Source organism: Pseudomonas mosselii, assembly GCF_005796105.1.
In the GTDB taxonomy this organism is placed as follows: Bacteria; Pseudomonadota; Gammaproteobacteria; order Pseudomonadales; family Pseudomonadaceae; genus Aquipseudomonas; species Aquipseudomonas mosselii_C.
The window spans coordinates 232926-249202 of sequence record NZ_VAUO01000002.1 but is presented as its reverse complement, the minus strand read 5'-3'; the positions used below and the strand labels follow the sequence as shown (position 1 = coordinate 249202).

Sequence of the window (16277 nt, the reverse complement as noted above, 5' to 3'; positions counted from 1 at the left end):
CCCGGCACCACGGATGGCGCGAGGTTTCACCCGCAGGGGCCGCGCCGTATATACTGCGCGCCAATGTTAGTGGGAGAGCCTCGTGGCCATCGAAATTCACTGGATCCGTGACGACCAGCCCCTGGCCGAGCACTGTCGACGCTGGCGTGAGCAGCCCTTCGTGGCGCTCGACACCGAGTTCATGCGCGTCGATACCTTCTATCCCAAGGCCGGCCTGGTGCAGATCGGCGTCGGTCGACATGCCTACCTCATCGATCCCTTGCTGATTCGTGACTGGCAGCCCCTGGCAGGGCTTCTGGAGGACAGCGCGGTGGTCAAGGTGCTGCACGCGTGCAGCGAAGACCTCGAAGTCCTGCTGCGCCTGACCGGCAAGCTGCCGCAGCCGCTGTTCGACACGCAACTGGCGGCTGGCTACCTCAACATCGGCTTTTCCATGGGCTATTCGCGCCTGGTGCAGGACGTGCTGGGGCTTGACCTGCCCAAGGGCGAGACCCGCTCTGACTGGTTGCAGCGGCCGTTGTCCGAGACGCAGGTCAGCTACGCTGCCGAAGACGCGGTGCACCTGGCTGAGTTGTTCGACGCCCTGCGCCCGCGCCTGAGCGACGACAAGTACGCCTGGGTGCTTGAGGATGGCGCGGAGCTGGTGGCCGCCATGCGCCGCGAAGTCGACCCGCAAACGCTGTATCGCGAGGTGAAGCTGGCCTGGAAACTGTCGCGCCAGCAACTGGCCGTGTTGCGCGAGCTGTGTATCTGGCGCGAAGGCGAAGCCCGTCGGCGTGATGTGCCGCGCAGTCGCATTCTCAAAGAGCACGCGCTGTGGCCGATGGCCAAGACCCAACCGGACAACCTCTCGGCGCTGGCGAAAATCGAGGACATGCACCCGCGTACCATCCGCCAGGACGGTCAGTTCCTCCTTGACCTGATCAAGCGCGCTGCGGCCCTGCCGCCAGATCAATGGCCACCGGCGCAGCCCGAGCCACTGCCGATCGAAGCCGCCGGCATTCTCAAGCGTTTGCGCGCCATCGGTCAGGCCGAAGGCGAGCGCTTGCAGATCGCCCCGGAGTTGATGCTGCGCAAGAAGACCCTGGAAGCGCTGCTCAAGAGCGGCTACCCCAATGGCCCCTATCAATTGCCCGATTCGCTGCGCGGCTGGCGTCGCGAGCGTATGGGCCAGGCCCTGCTGGATGATCTGGCGGGTGCTGGAGACAACGCATGAAACGTATCTGCTCGATCTACAAGAGCCCGCGCAAGCACGAAATGTACCTCTACGTACTCAAGGCCGATGGCCTGGAGCGCGTACCGGAAGGTCTGTTGCCGTTTTTCGGCACCCCGATGCACGCATTCGATCTGGTGTTGAGCCCCGAGCGCAAGCTGGCCCGTGAGGACATCGCCAAGGTCCTGGAGAACCTCGACAACCAGGGCTACCACTTGCAGATGCCGCCGCCCGAAGACGACTACATCGAGCACCTGCCCGAAGAGCTGCTGCGGCGCAACGATCCGGCCTGAGTCGGACACTGCGCAGCGCATTCCAGCGGCCCGCCACGCGGGCCGTTTTCGTTGTCTGTCAAGGTTGTGTTTCACATGCGTGTTCTGATCGCTGAAAAGGATCATGCCCTCTACGCTCGCCTGCTCGGCGAAGCGGCACCGGACCTGGAAGTCCTGACCAGCGGCGATTCCGCTGCGCTGGCGCGTTTTGCCCCCGATTGCCCGGTGTGGTTGGGCCAGCCGGACCTATTGGCCAGCCTGTTGCGTCAAGGCCACACCCCGCAATGGATGCAGTCGACCTGGGCGGGCATCACCCCGCTGCTGGCTGCAGGTTTGCCCCGTGACTACCGTTTGACCCGTGCCGTGGGCATTTTCGGGCAGGTCATGGCCGAGTACATGCTCACCTACATGCTGGGGCACGAGCGCGATGTCCTGTCGCGCCTGGTCAGCCAGGTGGAGCGGCGCTGGGACGCGCGCCCTGGGCGCACGCTGGAAGGTCGGCGGGTGCTGATCGTCGGCACCGGCGATATCGGCCAGCGGGTCGCCGAGTTCCTGCTGCCGTTCGGGGTGACGCTGTACGGCGTGGCCAATAGCGCCCGTGAGCAGGCACCGTTCGTCGAAGTGGCTGGGCTTGAAGCATTGCCGCGTCTAGTCGCACAGGTGGACTACGTGCTCAACCTGCTGCCCGACACGCCAGCCACGCATGATGTGTACAACGCGGCGTTGTTCCAGCGCTTCTTGCCCACGGCATTGTTCATCAACGCCGGGCGCGGCGCGGCGGTGGTCGATGCCGACCTGGTCGAGGCGCTCAAGCAGGGGCACCTGGCGGGCGCGGTGATCGATGTGTGTCGGCAGGAGCCGCTGCCCCAGCGGCATCCGTTCTGGACGGCCTGGGGCTTGCTGCTGACTGGGCACAGCTCGGCACCCACATCGCCTGCGGCGATGGTGCGTTTGTTCGTCGAGAATGTGCAGGCGTATGCAGCAGGGCAAGGTTTGCGAGGCGAGGTGGATTTCGCCCGGGGGTACTAGGCGCAAGCTGCGAGCTACAAGCTGCGAGCTCACACGAACTCGCTTCTTCTTGCCGCTTGCAGCTTACAGCTCACCGCTTTTTAGAGACTGAAGTCACCCTCGGCCGCCAGCTCGCTCAGGGGCCGGCGCGGGCTGGGTACTTCGCGCGATTGCAGGGCTTCGGCCAGGGTCGCCTTGTCGCCCAGCTTGCCGATCGCCACCATCGCATGCAGCGCGTAGCCTTCGGGGATCTTCAGCTCGCTGCGCGCCAGTTCCTGGTCAAAGCCGGCCATGCCGTGGGTGTGCCAGCCGCTGATGCTCGCCTGCAAGGCCAGGTGGCCCCAGGCGGAGCCTGTGTCGAAGGTGTGCCACAGGGCGGGTTTTTCTTCCTCGGAGCCGGGCGCGGCGAAGGTGGTCTTGGAGATCACCAGCACCAGCGCCGAGGCGTGCTGCGCCCAGCTGCGGTTGAACTCGTTGAGAATCGCCAGGTAGCGCTCCCAGCTTGGCGTGTCACGGCGGGCATAGAGGAAACGCCATGGCTGCGAGTTGTAGGCCGACGGCGCCCAGCGCGCAGCTTCGAGGAAGCTCAGCAGGGTGTCCTGGCTGATCGGCTCGCCGGTGAAGGCCCGGGGCGACCAGCGATTGATGAACTGCTCGTTGATGGCGTAGTCGGCAATGCGAGGGTTGGCGCTCATGGGGGCTCCTGCGAAGGGATGGATAAGGACCGCACGCTACTGCGTCCGACGGGCACTGACAAGCGGTCTGGTATTGCTGCCAGACAGTCTCTAGACTGGCGCCGCCATGGCGCCAGCTACTCGTCTCAAGCTGCAAGCCACAAGAAAAAAGCCGAACTCGTCGCACTCGCTTGAAGCTTATGGCTTGAAGCGTGTAGCAGACCCTCGCAGGAAACCGTGTGATGATCGCCGACACCGCGCCGTTCTGGCGGCGCAAGACCCTCGATGAACTCGACAATAAAGAGTGGGAATCGCTGTGCGACGGCTGTGGCTTGTGCTGCTTGCAGAAGCTCGAGGACGAAGAGGACAACGCCGTCTATTACACCAGCATCGCCTGCAAGCTGCTTGACCTGCACAGCTGTCAATGCAGCGACTACCCCAACCGTTTCGCCCACGTGCCCGACTGCATTCAGCTGACGCCCGGCAAGGCGGACCAGTTCAAATGGCTGCCGCCGACCTGCGGCTACCGCCTGGTCAGCGAAGGCAAGGACTTGCCGGCCTGGCACCACTTGGTCAGCGGCGATCGCACTCAGGTGCACGAGCAGCGTATTTCCCGCGCCGGGCGCATGCTTAGCGAAAACGATGTAGACGAAGACGACTGGGAAGATCACCTGATCTTCCGTGCCGGCTGAACATTCTCGCCCCTGGGGAACAAGGAGTTGTGTAATGCGTCGCCTGCTGTTGATAGTTGCCTGCCTGCTGGCCAGTTCACAGGTGTTGGCCAAGAAAGTCGACCTGGATTATCAAGTGCGTCTGCTGCCGCAGAGCGGCCAGGCCGAGGTGCGCCTGACCCTGGCCGACGGCAGTGTGGTGCGCAGCCTGGACTTCGACCTTGGCAAGGGCGGTGCCTACAGCGACTTTCTCGCCGATGGCCAATGGCAGGCGCAAAACGGCCGTGGCGTGTGGCGTCCGGCGCCTGGCAAGACCAGCCTGAGCTATCGCGTTCTGCTCGACCAACAGCCCCGTAGCACTACCCACGAGACCCGCATCACGCCCCACTGGGCGTTGTTCCGCGGCGAGCAACTGGTTCCACCGGCCCGCCTCGATCAACAGGACGGCACCGAACTGGTGGCGCGCCTGGCCTTCGACTTGCCCAAGGGCTGGAAGAGTGTCGAGACCGCTTGGCCGCGCATCAGCCGGCAGAAGTTTCGCATCGACGATGTCTCGCGCCTGTTCGACCGCCCCACCGGCTGGATGCTCGCTGGCAACCTCGGCAGCCGTCGCGCGCGCCTGGGCGAGACCGAAGTCACCGTGGCCGCGCCGCAAGGGCAGGGCATGCGGCGCATGGACACTCTCACCCTGCTGACCTTCATCTGGCCGCAGTTGCAAGCGGTGTTCCCGCGCAATCCGAACAAGCTGCTGGTGGTCGGAGCGCGTGACGAGATGTGGCGCGGCGCGCTGCCTGGCTACAACTCGCTGTACCTGCACAGCACCAGCCCGTTGATCAGTGAAAGCGGCAACAGCCCGTTGCTGCGCGAGTTGGTGCAGCTGTTCGCGCAGATAAACGACCGCGACGCCAGCGACTGGTTGGGTGAAAGCTTCACCGATTATTACGCCACCGAACTGCTGCGTCGTGCTGGTGGCCTGAGCGATGACCGATATGCCACGTTGCAGGCCCGGTTGCACAAGCGTGCGGCCAAGGTCAGCCACCTCAACGGCGACAAGGCCGACGCCGCCCAAGTGGCTCGCGGCGTACTATTGTTGCAGGCCCTGGACCGCGAGATCCGTCTGCACAACCACGACAAGCGCTCCCTCGACGACGTGGCCCGTGCGCTGATGCGACTGTCCAGCGTCAACACCGAGGAGTTCGTGCAGATCAGCGAGAACGTGCTCGGACGCCCGTCGGAGGTGTTGCAGAGCAAGGTGCTGCGCTGAGCAAACCCCGCGAGGGTGGGCTCACGGGCCCGTCAACGGATCCTTGCCGGTCACCGTCACTGCGCGCGCCGCAGCCTCGGCACTGGCCTTGAGCGCTTGCAACTCGGCGGCCCCTCGCTTGATATCGCTGTGCAAGCGCTGATACTCGGCGCGCTGATGCAGCCACCAGGCTTTGGTCGAACAGTGTCCGCTGACGCCACGGGCCAGGGCCAGGCCGCCGACCGCGACTTGCAACATGCCAAGCAGGCCGCCGTGACGCAGGCCTTTGCTGATCATCAGTGCGCCACCGGCCAGGGAGCTGAGGCGCTCCAGGCCGTGCACGTTGTTTTCGCGGGTGTCCGGTAGGGGGTGGATATCGCGCATTGCAAGGTCTCCTGTAAGCATGGGGTATGCAGCTGACCCCGTGAGCGCGATGCCTGTTCAATCGCGCTGCTCGCTGGTGGCCGTATGCAGGCGTGTCCCACGCTTCGGTGCCTGTGCAGCCTGACTGAACGAGGCCTCTAGGCGCTCTCGCGCTTGACTGTCTTCACGCAGCCAAAGCGCTTCTCGCGCGATGGGCTGTAGCCGAAGAACGACGCATAGCACTTGCTGAAGTGGCTGGCCGAGACGAACCCGCAGGCCACCGCCACATCCAGGATCGGTAGTTCGGAATACTGCAGCAGGCGCCGGCTCTCGGTGATACGCAGCTCCAGGTAGTAGCGCACTGGGGTAGTGCCCAACTGATGCTGGAACAATCGCCCGATCTGGCGTTTCGAGCGGCCGACATAGTTGGCCAGTTGGTCCTGGCTCAGAGGTTCTTCCAAGTTGGCGTTCATCAAGTTGATCGCCTCGCGCAGCGGCTCGCTGATATTGGCTTGCGCCGCTGCCGTGGTGCGTTTGTAGCGTGACGCCTCGAAGGCCAGGATCGCCTCGATGCCTTCGGCCAGTGCCCTGCCGCGCAGGCGCCGGAGCCATTCGAGCAGCATGCTGAACGCCCCTCCAGGGCTGGCGGCGCTGAGGCGGTCGCCGTCGACCGCGTAGCTATCGGTGCAGACCTGGCTGTGCCGGGCGATTTCGGCCACCGCGCCGCGGTGCTCGGGGTGCACGGCGCAGCGGTGGCCTTCGAGCAGCCCGGCCTGGCCGAGGAACCACGCGCCATTCCATAACCCGGCCAGCGCTACGCCCTTGCGCGCCAGCGCCTGGAGCAGGCTGGTCAGCTCCGGGGTGGCGCTGAGCGCAGTGCGTAATCCACCACAGACCACGAACAGTTCCAGCGGCTGCTCCAGGCTCTGCGCCATAGCGGCGGCGGGGCAGATGACGATGCCCAGATCGCTCGCGACCGATGCGCCGTCGAGGGTGAAGGTTGTACTACTGCAAACGTTGGGCTGGATCAGGTTGGCGGTGACCAGGGTGTCCAGCGCCTGTGTGAAGGCCGGCAGGGAAAAGTGTTCCAACAGCAGAAAGCCCACGCGGGCCGGTTGGTCGGTGGACTGTGCTGGATGGCTGGTGAAGCGCGAGTTATGCCCTTGCAGGGCGTTGCTGAAATGTCGAGTCGGGCGCAACGGGTGTTTCTCTTGCTGGCAGGTTGGAAAACGGCGGGCGCGTCGGCCCGCCGCAGGTTAGGTTCAGTGACTGGGCACGGCCCCCCGGCGTTTTTCCAGCAGGCCCCGGGAGAGTCGGTCGAGCAGCAGGGCCACGGCGACGATCGCCAGGCCCGCGCGCAAGCCCAGGCCCATTTCCATGCGGGTCAGACCGCGGGTCACTTCCGCACCCAGGCCGCCAGCACCGACCAGCCCGGCCAGTACCACCATCGCCAGCGACAGCAAGATGCACTGGTTCAGGCCCACCAGCAGGGTCGGCAGGGCGCTGGGCAGTTCGATCTTGAGCAAGATGGTGGTGGGCTTGGCGCCGGTGGCTTGGCCTAACTCCAGCAAGTCCTTGGGCACCTGGCGAAAGCCCAGGCTGGTCAGGCGCAACATCGGTGGAATGCCATAGATGATGGTGGCGATGATCGCCGGCACCTTGCCCAGGCTGAAGATGATCACCGCCGGGATCAGGTAAACCCATGGCGGTACGGTCTGCATGATGTTCAGCACCGGACCGATTGCGTTGTCGAAGCGCTTGACCCGCGCCGCCAGAATCCCCAGCGGGAAGGCGATGGCCACGGCGATCAGCACCGCCACCGACACCAGCGCGATGGTCTGCATCGAGGCGTTCCAGAATCCACTGATCCAGCAGAAGCCGAGCAATGCCAGAGCCAGCGCGGCGCTGCGCAGGCTGATGAAAACGCCGGTCAGCAGGCACACTACGGCGATCAGCGCCCAGGCCGGCGGTAACAGCAGGGCCGCTTCGATGGCGCCGAGCACGGCTTCGACGAAGTGGCTGATGGCCACGAATAGGCCATGCAGGTTGGCGTTGAGCCAGTCGAACACCGGTGCCAGGTAGGCGCCGGGCGATACGTTGAGCTCAGTGAGCGTCATGGCTGTTCTCCTGGCGAGTGCCGCTCTGGGCGAGGCGATCGAGGATCAGGGTCAGCACCACGATGGCGATGGCGGCATTGATCGAACGGGCGATATCCAGGGTACGGATGGCGGTGTAGATCACCTCGCCCAGGCCGCCGGAACCGACGATGCCGGCGATCACCACCATGCCGAAGGCCATCATCAGGCTCTGGTTGATGCCGGTCATGATGCTGGGCAGGGCGAACGGCAGGCGGATCTTGACGAACTGCTGCCAGCCGGTGGTGCCACTGGCGTTGCCCAGTTCCAGGAACACCTTGGGCGTCATGCGGATGCCCAGTGCGGTCAGGCGCAGCACCGGTGGCACGGCGACGATGAAGGTGGCCACCAAGGCGGTGCCGGAGCCATAGCCGAGTAGGGCGATGGCCGGTAGCAGGTAGATGTAGGGCGGCAGGGTCTGGACCAGGTCCATCACCGGCTCGCTGATCCGGTGCAGGGTGGGCGACAGGCCTGCGGCCACGCCGCACGGGATGCCGACCACCAGCGCCAGGCTGGTGGCGGTCAGCACCAGCGCCAGGGTGCTCATGGTCTGCGGCCACAGGCCCATGACCGCGCACAACAACAAGGCGGCCAGGGTCCCGAGGGCGAAGCGCCGCCCGGCCAGGCGCCAGGCCAGCAAGGCGAACAACACTGCCACTACATAGAAGGGGGCCACGGTGAGCACCGCCAGTACCGCTTCGTAGAGCGCCTTGAGCACACCGTTGAGGGCATCGAAGATGTGCGAGGCGTTGTCCGACAGCCACATCAGACCGTTGTCGACGGTTTCGTCGAAAGCGGCAGCGAAGTCCGCGGGGTTCATGCCGAGCCCTCCCGTTGCGAGGTCACCGCGTACAACGGCGTTTCCGGCGGCACACCTTGCACGGCGCGCAGCAGGTCGCGCTGACTGATCACGCCGACCAAGACGCCGTTGTCGCGCACGCCCACGGCGTCGTGCCCGGAGCGAATCAGCAGGTTGATCAGGGTGTCCAGGTCGCTTTCTGGGCTTGCGCACTCCAGGTGCTCGTAACTTTGGCCGCGGGCTGGCGGCAGCATGATCGAGTGGGCCTTGACCAGGTGCAGGCGCGAGATGCCGGCGACGAACTCGGCCACATAATCATCGGCCGGGTTGAGCACGATGTCCTCGGCGGTGCCTTCCTGGATGATCACCCCATCTTTCATGATCGCGATGCGGTCGCCGATGCGAATGGCTTCCTCGAGGTCGTGGGTGATGAACACTGCCGACTTGCCCAGGGATTTGGTCAACTCGCGGAATTCGTCTTGCAGTTGGCGGCGAATCAGCGGATCGAGGGCGCTGAAGGGCTCGTCCATGAGGATCACTTCAGGGTCCGAGGCGATTGCCCGGGCCAGGCCCACCCGCTGCTGCATGCCACCGGACAGGTCTGACGGATAGCGGTTGGCCCAGTCGCTCAGCCCTACGGTGGCCAGTGCGCGACTGGCCACCTCATGGCGTTCTGCCTTGGCCACGCCTTGTACTTCAAGGCCGAAAGCCGCGTTTTCCAGCACTGTGCGGTGTGGCAGCAGCGCGACGCTTTGGAACACCATGCCAATGTGCTTGGCGCGCACCTCACGCAGCGCGGGTGCGTCGAGCCGGGCGATGTCCCGGCCCTTGACCAGCACTTCACCGCTGGTGGGGGTGATGAGGCGGTTGAGCAGGCGGATCAGGGTGGACTTGCCACTGCCGGACAGGCCCATGATGCAGAAGATTTCACCACGACGGACCTGCAGGCTGACGTCCGAGACGCCGACCACGCAGCCGTATTCCTGGAGGATCTGGGTCTTGCTCAGGCCGCGCTCGCGGTAGGCCTGGAGGGCGGCCGGCGCGCGGTCGCCGAAAATTTTCCAGACGCCGCGGCAATCGACCAATGTATCTACAGCATTTTCGGTATTCATAAAGTGCACCCGAACCAGGTTTTCTGGTGTGTTCTTGTGTTCAAGTTCGGCAGTGGCAAGGGCTGTTACGCCTCAATCAGTACTTCTTCATTTCCGCCCAGCGTTTGAGCAGGTCGGCATGGCTGTCGGTCCAGTCCTTGATCGCCTGGTCCATGCTCTTGCCATCGTTGACTGCGGCATTGATCGCGCTGATGTCCGGCAACGGCACGTAGACTCCGGCGATCACTTCGCGCGCCTGCGGGTTTTCTGCCGAGAAGCCCTTCTGGCCGATCCAGTAGTAGGTCTGTGGCGGGGCGAAGATGCCTTTAGGGTCGGCGAGGAACTTGGTGTCGTACTTCAGGGCCATCCAGGTGGGTTCCCACAGGGTCACGGCGACCCACTCTTTACGGTCCACGGCCGACTTGAGCGCGGCGGTCATGGCCGCGGTGCTGCCCTCGATCAGGTTGAGCTTGAGGTCGTAGTCCTTGACCGCCTTGGCGGCTTCGCCCATCAGGCCCGAGCCCGGCTCGATGCCGATGATCTTGTTGCCGAACTTGTCGGCGTTGGCGTTGAGCTGTTCGACGGAATCGATGTTCACGTACTTGGGCACTGCAATGCCTTGGTACAGCCCGTGGGACACAGGCGAGATCTTCTCCAGGCGGTTCTTGTTCTTCTTCCAGTAGTCGCTGGCCACGTAGTTGATCTGCGACGCGAGGATCTGCACGTCGCCCTTGCCCAGTGCGGCATAGGCGATGCCCCATTCGGAGAACGAGGTCACTTCGACCTTGTAGCCTGCGTTTTCGAGGGCTTTCTTGGTGATGCCGGTGATCGGCGTGAGGTCTTCCCAGGACAGGGTCCCCATCTTGATGACCTTGTCTTCGGCATGCGCCTGGCATAACCCCAGCCCGACCATTGCCAGTGCACACAACGCCTTGCGGATACGATTCATGTGGTGCTCCTTCGAGGTGTCGAAACGGGCGTTGCCGCCCTATTAGTTGTTGTCGTTGTTGAATTTCACCTGCGCGGATCCGCCGCCGGGCAAAGGCCCGCCAGGGTTCCGTACTACCAACGTCTACAGTGATCGGGCGATGCCCGCTTGCTTCAGCCCCCGGTACCGGTGGCGAAGTCGTCCACTAGCCCCTGGGGGGCGATGTACAACTGCATGTTGCCGCGCGACAGTTCCCAGTGTTCGAACACCAGATCCACCACTGCGCCTTCGTCGTGGCGGTCGAAGGCCTCGATGAAGCTGTCGTGGTGCGCCACCGCCAGTGCCAGGTCGTGGTGCATGGCGCCGTTGCGCGGGCGAAAGAACGTGTGGCCGATGCGTGCATGGTCGATCAGCAGGCGCCCCAGGCTCGGTTCGAGGTAGGGGTTGGCGGACATCTGGCCCATTATTTCGTGAAAGCGATTGTTCTCCACCACCATCGCGCGGGCGTCGTGCTCGATGCTGGCGCGGCGAAAGCGTTCTTGTGTCGCGCGCAGCTCGCGCAGTTGACCTGGCTTGTAGTTGTGCACTGCCAGGCGGCCAACCGCAGCGTAGATCATCGGGGCGACGAGGAAGAAATTGCGCAGCGTCGCGTGGTTCATCGGTGCCACCCGGGCGCCGCGGTGTTCCTGGATGTCGAGATAGCCCTCGCCGGCCAGGCGGCGGAACACGTCACGCACCGGGGTCCGCGACAAACCATAGCGCTCGCTCAGACCCAGTTCGTCGAGCGCCTGGTCGGGATCCAGTTCCATGGTCAGGATCTGGTGTTTCAGATCCTCGTACAGGTCGTTCTTGCCGCTTCTCATGAAGACCCCCCGCTGCGGTGACACCCGGAGTGATGGCTGTTTTGAAGCAGACTGGCACGGGATCGGAAGGGGGTCAATCGTGTTGTATTCTTTGTGTATACCAAAAAAATTCATCAAGAATACCCATCGAGCCAGTAGATTCATGGCTTTGCGCCCGAGATCTGCTCGACACGCAGAGTGAAAAAGGGTCGTACATGGGCACGACTCTGTCGGCAATGGATAAGCGCCTGTTTACCGATATCGATCCAGGGCCGCCGACCCGAGGCGCGTGCGGATGTGATCAAATGAGCCAAGCGTTATCCGGCTACACGCACCCTGAAACCGCTCATCGAAAAAGCTGTAGACACATTGTCTAACGCTCCCCTATAGTCATTATACAAATAGTAGACACAAGCTTATGACAACCAAAAAGGCCGCTATGAAAGCCACTGCTGATGTCCACCCACTCACAGGCGATGCGCCGCTCGACCGTAAGGGCGTCCTGGCCGACGCACTACGCCGGCGCATCCTGAGCATGGAGCTGGCACCCGGGGCCGTGGTCGATGAACTGGCGCTGTGCGACGAGTTCGGCCTTTCGCGCCCACCGGTGCGCGAGTTGCTGCGCCAGATCGCCGCCGAGGGTTACATCGAGCTGGAAACCAATCGCGCTCCCCGCGTCGCGGCCATGAACCATGACTCGCTGCACAGCTTCTTCCTGGCCGCACCGCTGATCTACGTGGCCACCACGCAGTTGGCTGCGACTTACGCCACCGCGCGTGAGATCGAGGCGCTGAAGGCGATTCAAGAGCAATTCCGCCAGGCTATCGTCGATCGGGACGTGGAAAACCGCGTGATCTACAACGACGCCTTCCACCTGGAAATCGGCAAGATGGCGCACAACGACTACCTGATGCCCAGCCTGCGTCGCGTCCTCATCGATCACACCCGCCTGGGCACTATCTTCTATCGCCACCCGACCACTGCCGACATGCAGGCCGACCTTGAACTGGCCTGTTTGCAGCACGACCAGATGATCGAGGCAATCGAGCGCCGCGACCCGGAAACCGCAGGACGCCTGGTCCGCGAACACATGGAGCTTTCCCGCCGACGCATGGCCGAGTACGCAGCGCCCCAGGGCATGGATGTGGCCCTGAACTTGTAGCACCGACACTCTCCGCCGCCCCTTGGTGCAAGGAGCGGGTGAGGAACAGACCTAACAACAATATCTGGTTCCTGAAATGACAAAGATCACCTCGTTGCCCGCCGACGACACCACTTGCGGCTGGTACCACCTGAGCAAGGGCCGCGCCGTACAACCAGCGCACAGCGGCCACAGCACCGCCCGCTGGGTCGTGGTCGGGGCCGGTTTCACCGGTCTGGCCGCCGCACGCCAGTTGGCCGAGCACTTCCCGGATGAGCAGATCGTGTTGCTCGATGCCCAGGAAGTGGGCTTCGGCTCGTCAGGTCGCAACGCAGGCTTTGCCATCGACTTGCCCCACGATATTGGTGCCGATGACTATATTGGCGACATCGGCATCGCCAAGACCGTTCTCAAGCTCAACCTCAGCGGTCAGTCGTTGCTCAAGGACCTGGTCGAGCGGCATCGCATCGATTGCCAGATGAAACACTGCGGCAAGTACCAAGCTGCCGTGGAGCCGCGGGGCATTGCCGTACTCGACGCCTACCGCCGTGGCCTGGACAAGCTTGGCCAGCCCTGGCAAATGATCGAGGCCAACGAGCTGCCCGAGCACATCGGCACGCACTTCTATCGCAAGGCCCTGTTCACCCCCGGCACCTCGCTGGTCCAGCCTGCTGCGCTGGTCAAAGGCCTTGCCGATCACCTGCCGGGCAATGTCACGCTGTACGAGAACACGCCCATCGTCGAGGTCGAGTACGGCGCCAAGACCGTATTGCGTCACGCCCACGGCTCGATCACCGCCGACAAGCTGGTGCTTACCACCAATGCCTTCGGCATGAGCTTTGGCTTCCTCAAGGGCCGTATGCTGCCGGTGTTCACTTACGCCAGCCTGACCCGCCCGATGAGTGCCGATGAGCAAGCGCGCCTGGGCGGCAAGCCGTATTGGGGCGTGATTCCGGCCGATCCGTTCGGCACGACAGTGCGCCGTACCCCGGACAATCGCCTGCTGATCCGCAACAGTTTCAGCTTCAACCCGGATGGCCGTGCCAACCGCAAGTACCTGGAGCGCTTCGCGCCGCGCCACCGCGATTCGTTCGAGCGGCGCTTCCCGATGCTCTCGGGCCTGCCGTTCGAATACACCTGGGGCGGCGCGCTGGCGATGTCGCGCAACCACCTGGGCTATTTCGGGCAGTTGGCGCCGAACGTCTATGGCGCGTTGTGCTGCAACGGCTTGGGTGTGACCCGCGGTACGGCCACCGGCAAGTTGCTGGCCGACTGGCTGGCGGGCGAAAAAAACGACTTGATCGACTTCGTATTGAACTCGCCAGGCCCGTGCGCCAACCCGCCGGCAGCCCTGACGTCACTGGGTTTGAACTTCAATCTGAAATGGGGCCAGTTGCGCGCCGGACAAGAAAGCTAATTGAACTGAGGCATGGCCAGTAAATAAGTATCGGCTGGGTATTTGATACCCGGCGTGAGGTTTCTATTGCGTGCTGTTTTTGTTCGAAGTGCAACTTCGAACTCACGGGGCTGAAAGTGTTTTTCAGCATCGCGGGTTCGTTCGCCCTGAGAACAGGCTGCGTTTGATGTGGGCTGGAGAAAATAATGACAAACACCGCTGTATCGATCGAAGATGTACCGCTTAATCGCTTTCACCAACTGTTGACTGTACGTTCGGGCGGTGGCTCGTTCGTGGACGGTTATGTGCTGAGTATCATCGGCGTGGCCATGGTGCAGATGGCCGCGGGCCTGTCGCTGAGCAGTTTCTGGCAGGGTATGATCGCCGCCTCCGCATTGATCGGGATTTTCTTCGGCGGTTTCTTCGGCGGCTGGCTGACTGACCGCTTCGGGCGCAAGCGGGTGTTCTTCGTCGGCCCGACCCTGTTCATCCTCGCCTCGCTCGCGCAATTCTGGGTGGAGTCGGCACTGGCGCTGTTCCTGCTGCGCTTGGTCATCGGCATCGCCGTGGGTATCGAATATCCAGTGGCCACTTCACTGCTGGTGGAGTTCCTGCCCAAGAAGAACCGTGGCCCCCGCCTGGCCACCCTGACCGTCCTGTGGTTCGCTGGGGCTGCCACCGCCTACGTGGTGGGTGAGGCGATCCTGCGCCATGGCGGCGACGATGCCTGGCGCCTGGTGCTGGCCAGTGCCGCCGTCATCGGTGCGCTGCTGTTCGTCATTCGCCTGGGGACGCCCGAGTCGCCACGCTGGCTGATCAGCAAGGGCCGCAGCCAAGAGGCCGAACAGGTCATCAAGCGTGTTTATGGCAGCGCCTTCTCGCTGCGCAACCTGCCCGAAGAGCCCAAGACGCGTACGCTGTCATTCATGAGCTTGCTGCAGGCCGGCTACGGTAAGCGCATGCTGTTCGTCACCATGTTCTGGACCTGTTCGGTGATCCCGGTGTTCGCCGTGTATGCCTTCGCCCCGAAGGTGCTGGGTGCGCTCAACCTCAAGGGCGACTGGGCCTCGATCGGTTCGGTGGCGATCACCTTCCTGTTCGTGGTCGGCTGCATCATCGCCACCCGCCTTCTGAACACCCTCGGCCGTCGTACCACATTGCTTCACAGCTTCTTCTGGTCTGGCCTGGCCCTGCTCGGGCTGGGGGCGTTCAGCAGTGCCACGGAAATGCTCATCCTGGTGCTCTTCGGCGCGTACGCGCTGTTCATCGGCGGTGCCCAGGTACTGCAACTGGTCTACCCGAACGAATTGTTCCCCACCGAGATCCGCGCGTGCGCGGTAGGTGTGGGCACCTCCATGTCGCGCGTTGGCGCGGCGGTGGGCACCTGGCTGGTGCCGATGGCCCTCGATAGCTATGGCATTGGCGCAACCATGTACGCGGCGGCGCTGGTGACATTCGTTGGCTTGGCGTTCTCCCTCGCCCTGGCGCCGGAAACCCGCTCGCTGAATCTGCAACAGGCCGCTTCGCTGAATTGAGCCATCCCTTGCCGGGGTGGTCCGGCAAGGTTCGAACATGAACGCACAGGAAACAACGGAGAAACCCATGAAATTCGAAGGCATCTACACCCCGGCAATCACCCCCCTGGCCGCAGACGGCTCGATCGACAAGGCGGCCTTCGCCGAGGTCCTCGAGTATCTGGTCGAGTCCAAGATTCACGGTGTAATCATCGGTGGCTCCACGGGCGAGTACTACGCCCACACCACCCAGGAGCGCATCGAGTTGGCCGCTCAGGCCAAGGACGTACTCAATGGCCGTCTGCCGCTGATCGTCGGTACGGGCGGTATCCGCACCGAAGACGCCGTTGCCTTCGGCAGCCACGCCAAGGAGATCAAGGCTGACGCGCTGCTGGTCGGTACCCCGCCGTACGCGCTGCCGACTCAGCAGGAAATCGCCCTGCACGTCAAAACCGTGGACGCTGCCGCCGATCTTCCGATCATGCTCTACAACTATCCAGGCCGCATGAGCGTGAGCATGGGCGAGGCGTTCTTCGACGCCGTCGCTGACGTGAAGAACATCGTCGCCATCAAGGAAAGCTCCGGTGACATGGCCCAGCTGCACCGCCTGGCGATCAAGCGCCCGAACATCCAGTTGTCCTGCGGCTGGGACGACCAGGCCCTGGAATTCTTCGCCTGGGGCGCGCAGAGCTGGGTCTGCGCCGGTTCCAACTTCATCCCGCGCGAGCACGTGGCCCTGTACGAAGCCTGCGTGATCGAGAAGAACTTCGACAAGGGCCGCAAGATCATGGCCGCGATGATGCCGCTGATGGACTTCCTCGAAGGCGGCAAGTTCGTCCAGTCGATCAAGCACGGGGTTGCCCTCAACGGCCTGAAAACCGGTGGCGTGCGCAAGCCGCTGTATGACCTCGACGCTGCCGAGAAAGAAGAGCTCAAGCGTGTGATCACCGAATTGAAGGCCACCATCGCCCAGATCAAATAAGGAGA

17 protein-coding genes are annotated in these 16277 nt (G+C 63.5%); 9 read left to right on the top strand and 8 right to left on the bottom strand.

The window, feature by feature from the left end; translation table 11 throughout:
* Positions 1–82 precede the first annotated feature (82 nt).
* The 3 genes from rnd (at position 83) to FEM01_RS06060 (ending at position 2514) form a co-directional block, all read left to right on the top strand.
* Positions 83–1216, top strand: a complete 1134-nt coding sequence (gene rnd, locus FEM01_RS06070) for a ribonuclease D (protein WP_138218395.1) — start codon at positions 83–85, stop codon at positions 1214–1216.
* Complete coding sequence (locus tag FEM01_RS06065; protein WP_138218394.1) at positions 1213–1506, top strand: YcgL domain-containing protein; 294 nt, start codon at positions 1213–1215, stop codon at positions 1504–1506. The genes rnd and FEM01_RS06065 overlap by 4 nt, the downstream gene beginning before the upstream one ends.
* Positions 1507–1581: 75 nt before the next feature.
* Positions 1582–2514, top strand: a complete 933-nt coding sequence (locus tag FEM01_RS06060) for a D-2-hydroxyacid dehydrogenase (RefSeq protein WP_138218393.1) — start codon at positions 1582–1584, stop codon at positions 2512–2514.
* Positions 2515–2594: 80 nt separating this feature from the next.
* Here the strand turns inward: FEM01_RS06060 and FEM01_RS06055 are convergent, their stop codons facing one another.
* The gene (locus FEM01_RS06055; RefSeq protein ID WP_138218392.1) at positions 2595–3188 is read right to left on the bottom strand and encodes a nitroreductase family protein; all 594 of its coding nucleotides are present in this window, start codon (positions 3186–3188) and stop codon (positions 2595–2597) included.
* A gap of 221 nt (positions 3189–3409) precedes the next feature.
* Here FEM01_RS06055 and FEM01_RS06050 point away from each other — a divergent pair, with 221 nt between their 5' ends.
* Both FEM01_RS06050 and FEM01_RS06045 read left to right on the top strand, forming a co-directional pair.
* On the top strand, positions 3410–3859 hold the full coding sequence (locus FEM01_RS06050; protein WP_138218391.1) for a YcgN family cysteine cluster protein: 450 nt from the start codon (positions 3410–3412) through the stop codon (positions 3857–3859).
* 34 nt (positions 3860–3893) lie between these two features.
* Positions 3894–5102 (top strand): hypothetical protein, encoded by a 1209-nt coding sequence (locus FEM01_RS06045; protein ID WP_138218390.1) that lies wholly within the window; start codon positions 3894–3896, stop codon positions 5100–5102.
* A 21-nt stretch (positions 5103–5123) separates the two neighbouring features.
* Here FEM01_RS06045 and FEM01_RS06040 read toward each other — a convergent pair whose 3' ends face one another.
* The 7 genes from FEM01_RS06040 to FEM01_RS06010 form a co-directional block, all read right to left on the bottom strand.
* Positions 5124–5465, bottom strand: coding sequence for a DUF2892 domain-containing protein (locus FEM01_RS06040; RefSeq protein ID WP_138218389.1), 342 nt, complete (start codon positions 5463–5465; stop codon positions 5124–5126).
* A 137-nt stretch (positions 5466–5602) separates the two neighbouring features.
* The gene (locus FEM01_RS06035) at positions 5603–6643 is read right to left on the bottom strand and encodes a GlxA family transcriptional regulator (protein ID WP_138218388.1); all 1041 of its coding nucleotides are present in this window, start codon (positions 6641–6643) and stop codon (positions 5603–5605) included.
* A 63-nt stretch (positions 6644–6706) separates the two neighbouring features.
* On the bottom strand, positions 6707–7561 hold the full coding sequence (locus FEM01_RS06030; RefSeq protein WP_138218387.1) for an ABC transporter permease: 855 nt from the start codon (positions 7559–7561) through the stop codon (positions 6707–6709).
* On the bottom strand, positions 7548–8399 hold the full coding sequence (locus FEM01_RS06025; RefSeq protein WP_138218386.1) for an ABC transporter permease: 852 nt from the start codon (positions 8397–8399) through the stop codon (positions 7548–7550). The genes FEM01_RS06030 and FEM01_RS06025 overlap by 14 nt, the downstream gene beginning before the upstream one ends.
* Positions 8396–9490 (bottom strand): quaternary amine ABC transporter ATP-binding protein, encoded by a 1095-nt coding sequence (locus tag FEM01_RS06020; protein WP_138218385.1) that lies wholly within the window; start codon positions 9488–9490, stop codon positions 8396–8398. Before FEM01_RS06020 ends, FEM01_RS06025 begins: the two co-directional genes overlap by 4 nt.
* 76 nt (positions 9491–9566) lie before the next feature.
* On the bottom strand, positions 9567–10418 hold the full coding sequence (locus FEM01_RS06015) for a glycine betaine ABC transporter substrate-binding protein (protein WP_138218384.1): 852 nt from the start codon (positions 10416–10418) through the stop codon (positions 9567–9569).
* Positions 10419–10570: 152 nt separating this feature from the next.
* Positions 10571–11260, bottom strand: a complete 690-nt coding sequence (locus FEM01_RS06010; protein WP_138218383.1) for a GntR family transcriptional regulator — start codon at positions 11258–11260, stop codon at positions 10571–10573.
* Between the two features lie 418 nt (positions 11261–11678).
* On the opposite strand from FEM01_RS06010, the gene FEM01_RS06005 reads away from it, so the two are divergent.
* The 4 genes from FEM01_RS06005 to FEM01_RS05990 all read left to right on the top strand — a co-directional run bounded on the left by FEM01_RS06005 (position 11679) and on the right by FEM01_RS05990 (position 16272).
* Positions 11679–12401, top strand: coding sequence for a GntR family transcriptional regulator (locus FEM01_RS06005; RefSeq protein WP_138218382.1), 723 nt, complete (start codon positions 11679–11681; stop codon positions 12399–12401).
* Between the two features lie 76 nt (positions 12402–12477).
* Complete coding sequence (locus FEM01_RS06000; protein WP_138218381.1) at positions 12478–13797, top strand: NAD(P)/FAD-dependent oxidoreductase; 1320 nt, start codon at positions 12478–12480, stop codon at positions 13795–13797.
* A 185-nt stretch (positions 13798–13982) separates the two neighbouring features.
* The gene (locus tag FEM01_RS05995; protein ID WP_138218380.1) at positions 13983–15311 is read left to right on the top strand and encodes an MFS transporter; all 1329 of its coding nucleotides are present in this window, start codon (positions 13983–13985) and stop codon (positions 15309–15311) included.
* A gap of 67 nt (positions 15312–15378) precedes the next feature.
* Positions 15379–16272 carry a dihydrodipicolinate synthase family protein gene (locus FEM01_RS05990; RefSeq protein WP_138218379.1) on the top strand — a complete coding sequence of 298 codons (894 nt, stop codon included), beginning with the start codon at positions 15379–15381 and terminating at the stop codon, positions 16270–16272.
* The last annotated feature ends 5 nt before the right edge of the window (positions 16273–16277 follow it).